Genomic DNA, 14,625 nt, shown 5'->3' with positions numbered 1-14,625 from the left:
ATAACAAAGTCATATAATTTCAACTATATTAGTCGCAACTTGTTTATACCCTGTTACATTTTTTCTAAACACTTTGTAATATTTAAATAATCTTCAAGTGATAAATCTTCTGCTCTATAGTTTTCAGGAATATTTAATTTTGCTAATATTTCCTTCATCTTAGCTCTATCAACACCTAAAGATAAATCTGTAGTCAATGAATTTAATATGTTTTTTCTTCTTTTTGTAAATCCACCTCTCATAAGCTTAAAAAATATTTTTTTATTTACATTCGGTAATTTATCTTTCAATCTCAAATTTATAACTACACTATCAACTTTTGGTTGCGGCATAAATACTGTTTTCGGAACTTTTACAACCATTGATGCTTCTGCATAAAAACTTGTAAATACAGTCAATGAACCATACACCTTATTTCCCGGTTTAGCTAAAATCCTATCTCCCACTTCTTTTTGAACCATAAATGTAAGTGATTTTACATTTAGATTACTTTCTAAAAATAATTCGATTATTGGGGTAGTAATGTAATAAGGCAAATTTGCAACCACTTTAAATGGCTCATCTCCAAATTGATCTGAAACTAATTTATTCAAATCAGCTTTAAGAATATCAGCATTCACAAGGACAAAATTATCAAACTCTCCTAATGTCTGTATTAAAACAGGATTTAATCTCTCATCCAATTCCACAGATACTACCTTCTTAGCATTAATCAAAAGTTCTTCTGTTAAAGTTCCAAATCCTGGTCCTACTTCTAAAACATTATCATCTTTTGTGATTTTTGCCCCCTCGGATATTGCTCTAACAACATTTCCATCCGTAAGAAAATTTTGTCCCAATCCTTTTGAAAAATTAAATCCAAAAAAATTTTTAATTTCTTTTATAACTTTTGGTGAGTATAGTCTATCTCTTCCCATTTAATCTCCTAATTGTTTAACTGCTTTTTCAAATTCTTCTCTAGTAATTCCAAAAGCATTTAATCTTGTTAATAATTGTTTTGCGTTACAGTAAGTTATTCCTACTATTTTACAGAACTTAATTCTTCGTTCTTTTGAATTTTGTAATCCTGAAAATCCATTATCTATAATATCTTCCATAGAAAATATTTCTTTTGATTCTTCGTAAATTGGTCTAGCCTTATCTATAGCTTTGATAATTGCTTCATCAGAAGCATTTTCAACTCCTATATTATCCCCCTTTGTAGCATCATTTCTAGATATGCTTGCGAATTTTGCATTTGGAACATATTCTCTAATCATGTTAGATATTCTTTTTCCTGCATAATCGGGGTCTGTTAAAACTATTATACCTTTAGTTTCATTTAATTTTGCTAATTCTTCTAAAAGGTTTTTCTTTATTCCAAGGCCATGAGTTGCCACAACATCAATATTTCCTTTAAATGCCCTTTTAACCGCAATAATATCGTCTTTTCCTTCAACTACAATAATTTCTTTAATTTTTTCCATCTGTATTTAACCCATGATTAATTAAATCAAAAAATTCTATACTATTTTGATTTGTTTTTTCTTTTATATATGAAACATCTTCAACCCTCATCTCTGCAATTCTATTAGCAACAACATGAGTATAAAGTGGTTCATTTCTTTTTCCTCTATGTGGAACCGGTGTTAAATAAGGAGAATCAGTTTCTAAAAGTAATCTATCTATCGGCATGTTTTCAACAACTTTTATTAAATTTTTAGAATTCTTAAATGTAAGCATTCCGCCTAAAGAAATATAAAATCCTAAATCAAGATATTTTTCACAATCATCCCAAGTTTCATTGAATGAATGTAATAAAACCTTCATACCTACAGCATACTTTTTGAGAATGTTGTAAGTATCATCAAAAGCTTCTCTTGAATGAATAATAATAGGCAAATCCAGTTCTTTCGCCAATTTTATCTGATCTATAAAAACTTCCTTTTGTTTTTCGATAGGACTAAATTCATAATGATAGTCCAAACCAATCTCTCCAATCCCTACAACTTTATCATTATTTACAGCTAATTTTCTATATTTTTCTCTTAAATTATCATCATAAAATTTCGCCTCGTGAGGATGAGTACCCACTAAAGCAAATACTCTTTTATGTTTATTCGCCAGTTCAACAGCTTGAATACTCGATTCTTCATCTACACCGGGATTTATCATAGCCAAAACTTTTTCTTTTTCAAAGTTTTCAATAATTAAATCTCTATCTTCAAATTTTTCATCTGTCAAATGTGCATGAGAATCAATAATATATTCACTCATTAAGCAACTCCTGATCCATCTTCAACATCGTTTAGCACTGAAAGTAATGAAAGTTCGCCGTCTTTTTCAGCTGATAAAAGCATACCTTGTGATTCAATACCTCTGATTTTTCTAGGTTTTAAATTCATCAAAACTACAACTTTTTTACCTATAAGTTGTTCCGGTTCATACCATTTTTTGATACCTGAAACTATTTGTCTGGTTTCATCTCCAATTTTCACCTTAAAAACAAGTAATTTATCAGCATCTGGATGTTTTTCACACTCTAAAATCTTTCCAACTTTCATGTCGATTTTTTCAAAATCTTCAAATTCAATTGCTGGCTTTATCCCCTCTTTCGATTCTTCTTTTTTTACAGATCCAACTCTTTGTTGGAATAATTCATCATTTGCCTTTTGAATTTTTTCTAATTCTTTTTTTATATCTAATCTCGGGAATAAATTTTCCCCTTTTGTAACTTTATTTCCAACAGGATATAATCCAAATTCTCTTGCAGAATCCCATCCCATACTTTCAATGCCTAATTGTTCAAAAATTAATTTTGATGTATGAGGTAGGAATGGTTCTATTAATTGAGCTATTATTCTTACACTTTCAATTAGATTGTATAAAACTGTATCTAATCTATCTTTATCTTCTTTTATTAACATCCATGGGCTTGTTTCGTCAATATATTTGTTTGTACGTCTTATAAGTGTCCAAATATCTTCTAAAGCATATGAAAATGCTAATTCTTCCATATGTTTTTCAACATTTACTATTGCATTTTTTGCAATGTTTTGTAGGTCTTCGTCAAATTCTCCTTTTGTTTTTGACTCAACAACGATTGCTTCATTGTATTTTTCAACCATAGCAATTGTTCTGGAAACTAAATTTCCCAAATCATTTACCAAATCAGAATTTACCCTATTTAAAAATTTTTCATTTGTAAATGACCCGTCTTGTCCAAATGTAAACTCTCTTAATACAAAATATTTCAATGCATCGATTCCATATAGGTCGATGAATGGCTCTGGATAAACCACATTTCCTAGTGATTTACTCATTTTGGTATCATCAAATAGTATCCATCCATGAGCAAATACTCTCTTTGGTAAATCATAACCTAAAGCCATCAATAGAGCTGGCCAAATTATAGTATGGAATCTTACAATTTCCTTGCTCATCAGATGTATTCCTGCTGGCCAATAATGATTGAATTTTTCTTCGTCTTGACCATAACCTATTCCTGTTAAATAGCATGTTAGAGCATCAATCCAAACGTAAATTACGTGTTTATCATCAAACGGAACTTCTACTCCCCATTTCAATGATTCTTTAGTTCTTGTAACCGACAAATCATCAAGCCCTTTATTTAAGAAGTTATTAATCATTTCTTTTTTACTTCTTTCAGGAAGAATGAACTCCGGAACATCTTCATATAACTTGATTAATTTATCTGTATATTTTGAAAGTCTAAAGAAGTATGATTCTTCTGTCTTTTTAATTACTGGACGATGACATTCTGGGCAGTGTCCATTTTCATCTAATTGAGATTCTGTCCAAAAAGATTCATCGGGAGTACAGTAGTATCCTTCATAAACCCCTTTATATATCTCACCTTTTTCATATAATTTTTGGAATATATCTTGTGCATTTTTTTCGTGTTCCGAGTCTGTTGATCTAACAAATTGATCGTAATCTATTTCTAATTTTTCCCACAACTCTTTTACAGTCTTTACTATTCCTGTTGTAAATTCTAGAGGGGTAACTCCTCTTTTATCTGCTTCTTCTTGAATTTTTTGTCCATGTTCATCTGTACCGGTTACTAAATAAGCATCATATCCTTGTATTTTTTTATATCTTTTCAACGCATCTGCAGCTATTGTTGTATATGTATGTCCAATGTGTAAATTTCCACTTGGATAATAAATTGGCGTTGTAATATAATATGGCTTTTTATTTTTATCCATTCCTGCCTCCGAATTTTAATCATTATTTAAATATATTCTTTAACTATATTATCAATTAATTATATCAAATATACATAACAAAAAAAAGTTGTGAAGAATTTGTTTTTCGTGTATTTAAATTTACAATCAAAAACGATTTTTATTAAATTTGATTGTAAATTATGATATAATTTACAAAAGGATTTTATCGTTTTGAAATCTGATTGTAAAAAGAGGTATGTTATGAAATTAAAAAAAGAATTTTACAAACTAAATAAATATGATTTGGAGGATAAGTGTGAATAAAAATAAAAAGATAGCATTTAGATTTTTGTTAGGTTCAATATTCTTTATTATCGCTGGAATTATAGTTCTTTATAATAAAGATTTAAGAAATAGTAATACTCTTGGTATACTTCTAATAACTATAGGCTCATCATGGTCAGCAATAGGTTCAGCTATTGCATATAAATATCAAAAATTAGAGAATAATTCTTCAAATAATCAAAATAAACTTCATTAAGAGATGGTAGAAATACCGTCTTTTTTTTAATCAAAAAAGAAATAGTTTCAAAGCAAAAATAAATTGTCCGGATGCAAAAATTAAAGTTTTTTTATATTCAAGACAGTATAAAACTAGAACTACCTGAAAGCAGCGGAAATTTTTAACTGAAATATATATAATTCCGAAAATTAAAATATAAGAATAAAAGAAACTATTTTAATAGTTATAATATATCAAAATAGTTTCTTTTAATTTACATTTTTAAAAATTGTACAATATCCTACTTCTGGAATTTATATCTTTATATCCTCCTTCTTTTTTAGGAATGTTAATAATCCTTTTATTTATAGCTTTTTTTAAATCTTTAGGAATACTTTTATTAGGATCACTGTAAAAATAGTATTTGTTTCTCCAAATTGTTAGTGTTTTTTGAGGATCTTGTTTCATCGAGAAAATTTCTTCAAATATATCAGGTTTATCTCTTTTAAGTTCTTCTATATCACTATATCTTACTAACACAGATTCCACATTATCTTTTTCCCTAGGGAATGGGTACTCTTCAGATTGATCATAAGCTTTTTTCCAACCACTTATTGGATATACGCCTACACATATTCCCCTATACAATGCGACAGCATATTCAACATTTTCCATTTTTGATTTTGATAAATTCCAGACCCCTCTTACATTTTCATATGTCTTTTCTTTAGTATCTTCACTTTTATATGAACTATTAATCTTTATAAAAACACACTTATGCTTTATCTTAGAAAAATCAAAATCGCTTATTTCATAATTATAGATGAAATTTTCTACTGTACGGCATTTTATTAAATTATCTTTTGAATATACTCTTTTTTCTCTATCAGAACCATGGCCTCTTACAATATTTGTAAGCTTCTCACTTAAATCTAATTCAGAGATATAATCTAACAAACTTATTAATGCTGCCTCTGTTGCAAAGGCTTCTTCGTTTGTTAAACCAAATTTTACAATTACAGGTTCGATTTCTCCATTATTATCAATTATTTTTTTTATTTTTAATGACATTTTCTCTTCATCAAATAGACCATTTTCTATCAATTTTTTAATATTTTTTGCGTCTTGTGAATGTTGAAAAATTCTACTATCTTGACCTTTACCTATATAAAAAGGTTTTCTTTTACCTTTTTCAAAAAGTGCGTAAACATAGTATTTATCTTTCTCACCTTTAGTAGCACCAGTAACATCTCTAATTATTTGATTAATATTTATCATACTATATCTCCTAAATTTTATTTTTGAAATTCTTTTAATTTTTTATATTATCTAACTTATTAATAATATAGTAAATAATCCTTTAATTGACTATATTTCAATATTGCTATACAATATAAAATATATACAATTTTGCGGAGGAAAAGATGAAATACGAGATTAAACATAAAAGTGTATATGATGAACTAGTTGAAAGAGGTTACTTAGATCATTGTACACATGAAGAAGACTTGAAGAAATTATTAATTGAAGAAAAAGTTCCTTTTTATATCGGATTTGATGCTACTGCTGACTCATTGACTCTTGGTCACTGGATTCAGGTAATGGTAATGATGAGAATGCAAGCTCACGGACACATTCCTGTTGCTCTACTTGGCGGTGGTACTACTATGATTGGGGATCCATCAGGAAGATCTGATATGAGAATGGTTATGACAAAAGAAAAAATTGATTACAATGCTCAAAGATTCTATAATCAATTCCAAAAATACATTAATTTTTCAGATGGAAAAGCAATCATTGATAATAACGCAAATTGGCTATTAGATTTAAATTTTTTAAACTTTATGAGAGAAATCGGTGTGCATTTCAACGTTAATGAAATGTTGAAAAAAGATGCATACAAAAATCGTATGGAAAAAGGCTTAACATTTTTTGAATTTTCATATATGCTAATGCAATCATATGACTTTTTAGTATTAAATAGAAAATATGGTTGTATGATTCAAATGGGTGGTTCTGACCAATGGTCAAACATTCTTGGTGGTGCTGAACTTGTAAAGAAACATGAAGATAAACAAGTTTATGCTATGACATTTAAGCTATTAACTAGAGCTGATGGTGTAAAAATGGGTAAATCCATGAAGGGTGCTATTTGGTTAGACGAAGAAAAAACTTCTCCATATGAATTATTCCAATACATGAGAAATTCAGATGACAGAGACGTTAAGAAATTCTTGATGTTATTAACATTTGTACCAACAGAAGAAATTGAAGAATTAACAAAACACAATGATGAAAGAATAAATAAGGCTAAAGAAGTTTTGGCATACGAAATTGTAAAATTGATTCACGGTGAAGAAAAGGCTAAAGAAGCTCTTGAAACATCTAAAGCATTATTTACAAAAGGTGCTATCGATGAAAATATGCCAACTACAGAAATTTCAAAAGAAGATTTTGAAAATAATAAAGGATTACTAAGCATGTTAACATTTGTTGGGTTAACAAAATCAAATGGTGAAGCCAGAAGATTAATTCAACAAGGTGGAATCAAACTAAATGAATCTAAAGTTGAAGATATAGCTTATGAATTATCAGAAAAGGATTTTAAAAACAATTTAATCATTCAAAAAGGTAAAAAAGTATTTCATAGAATCGTTTTAGCATAATGGAGGTATTATGTTTTTAAAAAACAGTACAATAGCACCATTTTTACAATATGTATTATTTCTATTGATAATAGTTTTTGTTGGACTTAGTTCATATTATTTAATTTATATAGGAAATAAAAATGTTGAAGAACAAAGAAAAATTAATATAAACTGGAAAAATATACTTAAAATTATTTTAATAGGTATGCTTATAGTTTTTGTAAAAGCTATGTATAAAGAATACCCTATATTAGGAAGCACCACTTTCGCCGTATTCATATCTGTATTATTAGCTTACTTACTAAATCCTATAGTTAATTATCTAGAACAAAAAGGAATTAAAAGAGGTCTGGGCACAATAATTACCTATATTTCCATCCTGTTAATTTTTGTATTTCTAGGAATAGCAATAATTCCTGATTTGATTAAACAATCTACCAACTTTATCGTATCTCTTCCAAGTTCGATAAATAAGGCATTGATATCAATAAATGACACACTTCAAAATTGGAACATTAATCCTAAAGTTTTAGAATCACTTAGAACAAATGTAAATGACTATCTTTTACGTACAAGTAATTCTATTCCTACATGGATTTCTACATTAATTACAACTTTACAGGGAAGTATCGAAGCAATAATCATAGGTGTTCTTATTCCTATTATTACCTATTATTTTATAGTAGATAAAGATAAAATTATAAAATCAGTGTATTCGTTAATCCCACCAAAAATTAGACCGGATGCAAAATATTTATATAAAGAAATCAATTTTGCGATGTTTGAGTTTATAAAAAGTAGAGCGTTGATGTCTGTATTTATAGGTGTGGCCACCTGGATAATGTTAGAAATATTCGGCATACCCTTCGCCTTGATAATCGGATTAATTACTATGTTTGTTGATATTATTCCATATGTTGGACCAATACTTGCAACAGTTCCAGCTCTTGCATTTGCACTTATAAAATCTCCCATACTATTCTTATGGATCGGATTTTTATCATTTGTACTTCAATGGATAGAACAAAATATAGTGGGTGCAAAATTGATGAGTGTATCTTCAGGTATACATGAAGTCGTAATTTTAATATCAATAATAATTGGAGGTGGTATATTTGGTGTCTGGGGAATGATACTATCTGTACCTTTTGTTATTATTATAAATATTCTAATTAACTTTACTTGTATGAAAATTAACGGTGTAACACCCAAATTTAATCAAAATTCAAAAAAATATTCAAATAAAAAATAAAACAATAATATATTATTGAGGCTGTTGCAAAATAACATTTTTGGTTATTTTGCAACAGCCTCAATTTGTTTATAAATAAATGTTTTTTTATTTTTACGTTTTATCATAAAACTTGTTACATAGACTGATTATATATATCTTCAGCTTTTTTCCAGTTAACTACATAAAAAAATGCATCAATATATTCCGGTCTTCTATTTTGATACTTTAAGTAATACGCATGTTCCCAAAGATCCAACCCTATTATTGGAGTTTTCCCTTCCATTAATGGAGAATCTTGATTTGCGGTTGACATAACTTCTAATTCACCGTTATCTATTACTAACCACGCCCATCCTGAACCAAATCTTCCTACTGCAACCTTTGAAAACTCATCCTTAAAATTGTCAACTGAACCAAATTTCTTCTCAATAGCTTTTTTTAGATTACCATGTGCCTTACAACCATCATTACTTAATATTTCCCAGAAAAATGAATGATTTATATGTCCTCCACCATTATTTCTAACTGCCGTTTGTATATCAGATGGAAGTTTATCAATACCACTAATTAATTCTTCTAATGTCATTTCTTGTAAATCTTTATAATTTTCAATAGATTTATTAAGATTATTTACATAAGCAGCATGATGCTTACCATGATGTATTTCCATTGTTTTTGCGTCTATATATGGTTCCAATGCATCATATGCATATGGTAATTTTGGTAATTCAAATTTCATAAATCCCTCCCTTAGAATTTAATCTTAAATATTTTATATAAAATATATACCCTTTTTAAATATAATAACACAAAATATTAATTACTAGTAAATTTAAAATCATAAATTTTCCTTAATGTTTTTTATACTTTTAATGCCGAATAATCCTAACACCATTATTAAAACAGGAAAATATAATATAAAATCATCTGAAGTTTTTGGATTTTCACCTACATTATAATTATTTATTTTTTGGCTGAAATTATCATTTTTCAGTATTTGAATTATATTATCATCCTTACCTTTATTGAAATCTTCTTTTATCATTTTTTTAATAGTGTTATTATTTAAATCTTTATCAGAATCTATCTCTGATAAATTTACTCTAATCATATAGCTTCCTACTTCACTCGGTTCATTCCATGCATTATTAATCATTTTATAATAATTCCCCAATCCTTTAGTATCTTCATCAATACCAAGTACAGGACCATTTGAAGTATCATCTTTCTGACTATATGCTACAAAAAATTCATCATCAACTTGAATACTTTCAGGTAAAATAACTTCTTGCCATTCTTCTACTTTATCGACTTTAACATCGAAATTTTTTAACAAAACTCTACCAGGAAGAAGATCTATATTGTTTTTACCATAAACACTTATATTAAAAATCTTACCAATAGATTTATTGTTATTAGATTTAAACATCAACTTTACAGAATTAATTTGACTAAGCTTATTTACAACAAATCTTGCAGCTACCTTTTGATCCGGTTTTATATTTAGCAATCCTTTTTCAGCTGTTCCATCATCATAGTATTTTTCATAAGATCCATTTAATTTTATTTTTTTCAATACAAAATCTCTATTTAAATTTCCTCTTATAAATACTTCTCGATCCAACTCACTCTTATAGCCTTTAGCTGTAACTAGTATTTTATATAATCCTTCTTCAATAGCCACATTATTTATAGAATTGGATATATATTTTTGTATAGGTTCAAATCTATATTCATCATATATTTGTATAACAGGATTTTCTATTTTTTTACCTTTATCATCTTTAACGGAAAGATTTAATAAAAATTTTTCTGCTTTATTAAGTAAAATGTCTTTTTCTTGATCCAGGCCTTCCTTAAATAATACTTTTTCTCTATGTGTTTTATATCCTTTAGCTTTAACAACAAGTGTATATTCTCCTTCAGGGTGAATTATTTCATATTCTCCGCTTCCCTTTTCACTATTTACATAAACACCTGTTTCTTCTATCATTATAGTTGCAGATTCTCCAAATGATATTTGGTTAGTATCTTTATTACTTTCTTTTACATTTTCTACTGATAAATTATTTAGATTGTATATTATGTCTTTATTTTGTTCTATATTATCAGGAGATATATCATTTATTGATACATCATCTATATACCAACCCCCACTATTATTATCATTCATGTCAGAATTTGTTTTTAATACAAACTGAATTTTAACATTATCAGTTAAATATTCTTTAGGTATATCAAAACCATCAGTAAACCAATTTGATTTATTTCGATTTACCCCATGAATATTTTTTTTATCTATATTTTCTTCCTTTAATTCAAACAAATTATGCCACTTATTTCCATTGTCTTTTGATATTTTTATATATCCTATGTCATTATTATATTTTCCATAATCATCAGAGCCTGATTTTCCGGAAGTATTAAACCACATTTGCAAATATAGTCTTGCTTTTTTCAACTTAGACAAATCCATAATAGGAGACTCTAAGATATACTCTGAATTTTCCTTTCTAAAGTCATTTAATTCAGTTCCCCAAACATTGGGACTTCCTTCATTTTTACCTTTAGTTTGAGAAGGTGTGGGTCTTTTGCCTACTTCATTTTCGCTTAATTCTTTTTCATCAATTTTACCTCTAGTCCATTTAATTCCTTTATCCGATTTAGAAATCCATCCTTGATCATCTTTTTCAAAATCGTAACTAAAAATTTCTTTTCCTTCAGTAAATGTATGTGAAAATACCTTAGATGGCAAACTTTCTTTTTCTCCAATTGAAGAAGTAACATAATAATAGTATGTCCCTTTTTTTATTTTAGGATTATCTGTTAATGTTATATAATTTTTACTTTCACTTATATCAAAATAAGATACTTTTTCAAATTTACCGTCTTTTAAACCGGATCTGTAAAGATTATATCTTGTAATTTTATTATTAGATACAGCTTTAAAATTAAATATTATCTGTTGATTTCTATAATCTAAGCTTATATCTTGTGTTGGATAACTTGGAGTTTCAATCAAAGATTCAACTATTTCTATATCATCAATAAACCATCCCAATTTATTTTTTTTGCTATATTCTCCAATTCTCAAACCGAACATTATAGAAATTTTCTTTCCTTTATATGAAGATAAATCAATATTTTCTTCTACCCAATTTTTTGAAGAATTAGTATAGGATTTAATTCTTTTGTAGTCTATTTTTTCATTATCTGTCAAATTTTTAGGAACTTCTCCTATCCAAACTTCTACAGTATCATAAAATGCATATTCTCCATTATCTAAATCATAAAAATGCTTGAATTTGAGTGCTGCTTGTTTTTCCAATTCTTTTGTTAAATCAACAGTAGGTAATACAAATACAGGATTATTTAGTCTTTTATAGTTTCCATCTAAACCTGTAGATAAAACCTTACTTTTTGCTTTTACATTTTTATTAACCTCGTCTTTAACATTACCCCAATCCCAAAAAGGAGTTTTTCCTCCATATTCAATTCCGTCAAGATTTTCTTCAAAATTTTGCTTATATCCTATACTTATCCCATCTTTTACTTCTACTGTATATTCAGGAGTTTTTGTTAATTTTCCATCTCCGTCAATAGCTTCTATATAATATTTTATTTTCTCAGTATCTAAAAATTCAGGTAATATTTTCACTGAATATTTGCCTTCTTTTTTATTTCCATTATATAAACTAAAATCTTTTATTTCCCATTTTCCTTTTTTATTTATATAAAGTTTAACTCCTTTTACATATGTATCATCGCTTACTTTAGCAATAATATCAAAAGGCCTTCCCCTATACATTGTCTTCATAGGTGTATGATTTATTTTTACATCATCTGTGTCTTTTCCTCTAACGTTTATTTTCCCTTTTATTTTAGAAAATCTATATTTTTCATCTTTTTTAATTTTTTCAGCCATCTTAACAGCTTTATATGCATTTACTTTACCATATCCATATCCATGATTAGGACTCGAAACATAATCATCATCAGTCAGTGCAGTTGCACTTTCTCTTAATATCTTTTCAACTTCTTCCGGCTTAAAATCATTTTTTATACTATATATAAGTGTTGCAACTCCTGTTACATGAGGACTAGCCATAGATGTCCCCGTTCTTATTTCATATTTATTTCCTTTTATTGAAGATTTAATATTTACTCCAGGAGCAACTATATCAGGTTTAAATCCATCAGCATATTTACTTGGCCCTCTTAAAGAAAATTTTGCAACTTTATCATCCATTCTTATAGCACCAACAGAAAAAGCCTCAGGATAACTTGCAGGTGTTCCTATAGAACCTTCTCCTCCTTCATTAAAAGCATTTGCATTGCCTGCTGAAAATACAGGAAGTATCCCAGCTTTACGCCACGCTTGTAAAATTGCTCTAAAAAATTCATCCTCTGAATTACCACCCCATGAAGCATTTATAATCTTTGGTGCCATTTCTGGATGTGCATTCCCAAATTGGTCAGTCGGTGCAAGCATCCATTGTCCTGCATCAAGCAATTGCTTTGGAGTTGTCTCCCCATCTTTATCAAAAACTTTGGCAGCAATCCATTTTGCTTCCGGTGCTATTCCAAGAAGTGAATTCCCATCAGGATCATTTCCCAATATCGTACCGGCAACATGAGTTCCATGCCCTGTAGCATCAGTTGGTTCTCCACCTTTTATTCCAGTTGTAGCATCAAAAAAACTGTAATATTTCTTATCTTCATCATTTCCTCTATATGATGACTTTAATGCAGGATGATTTACATCAACACCTGAATCAATTATGCCGACAACTATACCTTTTCCTTTATAACCTTCTGAAAAAGTTTTGTGAACAGATATACTCTTTAAGTTCCATGGAATATGTTTTTTTGAAATATCATTATTTTCAACATAATCTCTTTTGAAATATTTTCCCTCAAAATTGTTTTTAGTATAATTTTGTTCTATATTTATTTTTTTATTTAAAACAACTTTTTCTACATCATTTCTTTTAGATAACAGTTGAAACGAATTTTTATTACCAACTATAAAAATACTATTTACTATAAAAAAAGATTCATAATTTTTTATATTACCATTTTTGACTTCCTTTTTTATTGCCTCTATAATATCTTCCTGATCTTCTAATGCAGTATCTAAAAGTTTTTGTACAACTTCATGAGATTTAGAATCATTTTTTATTTCAGGTTTTTTCTTCATAGTTATAATATATTCTACATAATCAGTTTTATTAAAAGCGTCCTCAAACTCTTTTTCTATAATATTATTAAAAAATTTACCGCTAACTTTATTATTTTCCGGGGTCTTAAATAATTTTTTTGCATAAATTTGCCCCAACCCTGTAAAAATAATAAACAACGCAAGTAAAAAACTAATTAGCCTTATATAAATTTTCTTCGTTTTATTCATTATACCTCCTCGTTTTCATATAAAACATTATAAAATAAGTGTTCGCCTTTGTAAACTTTTATTTTAGGTTAAACTAAATTAAAAGTAAAGTGCAGCTTAATTTTATAATCGATTTATATATAACATATATCAAATTTAATAATTATACTCTCATTTAAATCAATAATTCTTCACAAAATATTGACTTATTTATTTTATTCTTATATAATTAATAAGTAAATTTGAATATTTGGAGAGTTGTCCGAGTGGCTTAAGGTGCATGATTGGAAATCATGTGTACGATAATTAGTCGTACCGAGGGTTCAAATCCCTCACTCTCCGCCAGCACTAAACGGGGTGGTAGCGGTACCCTGTCACCCGCAATCCGCTATAGCGGGGTTGAATTCCCAGATTGAGACTTGATAATTTGTTGATATGCGCTTAAAAAGTGGTGTTGACAGGATGGTCTCATGCAACAAGAATCTATGAACCATGTCAGGTCCGGAAGGAAGCAGCATTAAGTAGTCCCTCTTGTGTGCCGTGAGGTAGCCTTTCTCGAGCTAACTAGTCTGAAAGCAGCAGCGGGTTTTAAGCCGATACTGGGTGTGCATACATATAAAAAAAAGATAGTACAGTCTCCCTTTTTATGTACTATCTTTTTTATTTTTAAATTAGAAAGCCCG

The 14,625-nt window shown here is 28.4% G+C and carries 10 protein-coding genes, 1 tRNA gene and 1 other RNA gene; 5 read left to right on the top strand and 7 right to left on the bottom strand.

Annotated features, from left to right (window positions below; translation table 11 throughout):
- Positions 1–53: 53 nt before the first annotated feature.
- From rsmA to metG, 4 genes are read right to left on the bottom strand one after another with little or no spacing between them, the layout of a single operon-like run.
- Positions 54–917 (bottom strand): 16S rRNA (adenine(1518)-N(6)/adenine(1519)-N(6))-dimethyltransferase RsmA, encoded by an 864-nt coding sequence (gene rsmA, locus EQF90_RS00655; RefSeq protein ID WP_134711233.1) that lies wholly within the window; start codon positions 915–917, stop codon positions 54–56.
- A complete protein-coding gene (gene rnmV, locus EQF90_RS00650; protein ID WP_134711235.1) occupies positions 918–1,466 on the bottom strand; it encodes a ribonuclease M5 in 549 nt (182 codons plus the stop codon).
- Entirely contained in the window at positions 1,453–2,256 is an 804-nt protein-coding gene (locus EQF90_RS00645) for a TatD family hydrolase (RefSeq protein WP_134711237.1), read from the bottom strand. The genes rnmV and EQF90_RS00645 overlap by 14 nt, the downstream gene beginning before the upstream one ends.
- Positions 2,256–4,208 (bottom strand): methionine--tRNA ligase, encoded by a 1,953-nt coding sequence (gene metG, locus EQF90_RS00640; RefSeq protein ID WP_134711239.1) that lies wholly within the window; start codon positions 4,206–4,208, stop codon positions 2,256–2,258. The genes EQF90_RS00645 and metG overlap by 1 nt, the downstream gene beginning before the upstream one ends.
- A 277-nt stretch (positions 4,209–4,485) precedes the next feature.
- Here metG and EQF90_RS00635 point away from each other — a divergent pair, with 277 nt between their 5' ends.
- Positions 4,486–4,710: a hypothetical protein gene (locus EQF90_RS00635; protein WP_134711241.1), complete on the top strand. Its 225-nt coding sequence runs from the start codon at positions 4,486–4,488 to the stop codon at positions 4,708–4,710.
- Between the two features lie 243 nt (positions 4,711–4,953).
- Here EQF90_RS00635 and EQF90_RS00630 read toward each other — a convergent pair whose 3' ends face one another.
- Positions 4,954–5,949, bottom strand: a complete 996-nt coding sequence (locus tag EQF90_RS00630) for an LEM-3-like GIY-YIG domain-containing protein (protein WP_209021417.1) — start codon at positions 5,947–5,949, stop codon at positions 4,954–4,956.
- A 146-nt stretch (positions 5,950–6,095) separates the two neighbouring features.
- On the opposite strand from EQF90_RS00630, the gene tyrS reads away from it, so the two are divergent.
- Both tyrS and EQF90_RS00620 read left to right on the top strand, forming a co-directional pair.
- Positions 6,096–7,337 carry a tyrosine--tRNA ligase gene (gene tyrS / locus EQF90_RS00625; protein WP_134711243.1) on the top strand — a complete coding sequence of 414 codons (1,242 nt, stop codon included), beginning with the start codon at positions 6,096–6,098 and terminating at the stop codon, positions 7,335–7,337.
- Positions 7,338–7,347: 10 nt separating this feature from the next.
- Positions 7,348–8,571, top strand: a complete 1,224-nt coding sequence (locus EQF90_RS00620; protein WP_134711245.1) for an AI-2E family transporter — start codon at positions 7,348–7,350, stop codon at positions 8,569–8,571.
- A gap of 115 nt (positions 8,572–8,686) precedes the next feature.
- On the opposite strand, the gene EQF90_RS00615 is transcribed toward EQF90_RS00620, so the two are convergent.
- Complete coding sequence (locus tag EQF90_RS00615) at positions 8,687–9,292, bottom strand: superoxide dismutase (protein ID WP_134711247.1); 606 nt, start codon at positions 9,290–9,292, stop codon at positions 8,687–8,689.
- A gap of 99 nt (positions 9,293–9,391) precedes the next feature.
- A complete protein-coding gene (locus EQF90_RS00610) occupies positions 9,392–13,963 on the bottom strand; it encodes a S8 family serine peptidase (protein WP_134711249.1) in 4,572 nt (1,523 codons plus the stop codon).
- Between the two features lie 231 nt (positions 13,964–14,194).
- On the opposite strand from EQF90_RS00610, the gene EQF90_RS00605 reads away from it, so the two are divergent.
- Both EQF90_RS00605 and ffs read left to right on the top strand, forming a co-directional pair.
- A tRNA-Ser gene (locus tag EQF90_RS00605) sits at positions 14,195–14,287 on the top strand.
- An RNA gene (gene ffs, locus EQF90_RS00600) (signal recognition particle sRNA large type) lies at positions 14,286–14,553 on the top strand. Before EQF90_RS00605 ends, ffs begins: the two co-directional genes overlap by 2 nt.
- The last annotated feature ends 72 nt before the right edge of the window (positions 14,554–14,625 follow it).

This window comes from Helcococcus ovis (assembly GCF_004524775.2).
Taxonomy (GTDB): domain Bacteria; phylum Bacillota; class Clostridia; order Tissierellales; family Peptoniphilaceae; genus Helcococcus; species Helcococcus ovis.
The sequence above is the reverse complement of the archived record's forward strand: the minus strand, read 5'-3'. Positions and strand labels throughout refer to the sequence as shown.

Bases quoted from the DNA above. Each gene is read 5' to 3' on its own strand.
- EQF90_RS00615 (WP_134711247.1), bottom strand. From the start codon at position 9,292: ATGAAATTTGAATTACCAAAATTACCATATGCATATGATGCATTGGAA.
- tyrS (WP_134711243.1), top strand. From the start codon at position 6,096: ATGAAATACGAGATTAAACATAAAAGTGTATATGATGAACTAGTTGAA.
- EQF90_RS00645 (WP_134711237.1), bottom strand. From the start codon at position 2,256: ATGAGTGAATATATTATTGATTCTCATGCACATTTGACAGATGAAAAA.
- rnmV (WP_134711235.1), bottom strand. From the start codon at position 1,466: ATGGAAAAAATTAAAGAAATTATTGTAGTTGAAGGAAAAGACGATATT.
- EQF90_RS00610 (WP_134711249.1), bottom strand. From the start codon at position 13,963: ATGAATAAAACGAAGAAAATTTATATAAGGCTAATTAGTTTTTTACTT.
- EQF90_RS00630 (WP_209021417.1), bottom strand. From the start codon at position 5,949: ATGATAAATATTAATCAAATAATTAGAGATGTTACTGGTGCTACTAAA.
- rsmA (WP_134711233.1), bottom strand. From the start codon at position 917: ATGGGAAGAGATAGACTATACTCACCAAAAGTTATAAAAGAAATTAAA.
- EQF90_RS00620 (WP_134711245.1), top strand. From the start codon at position 7,348: ATGTTTTTAAAAAACAGTACAATAGCACCATTTTTACAATATGTATTA.
- metG (WP_134711239.1), bottom strand. From the start codon at position 4,208: ATGGATAAAAATAAAAAGCCATATTATATTACAACGCCAATTTATTAT.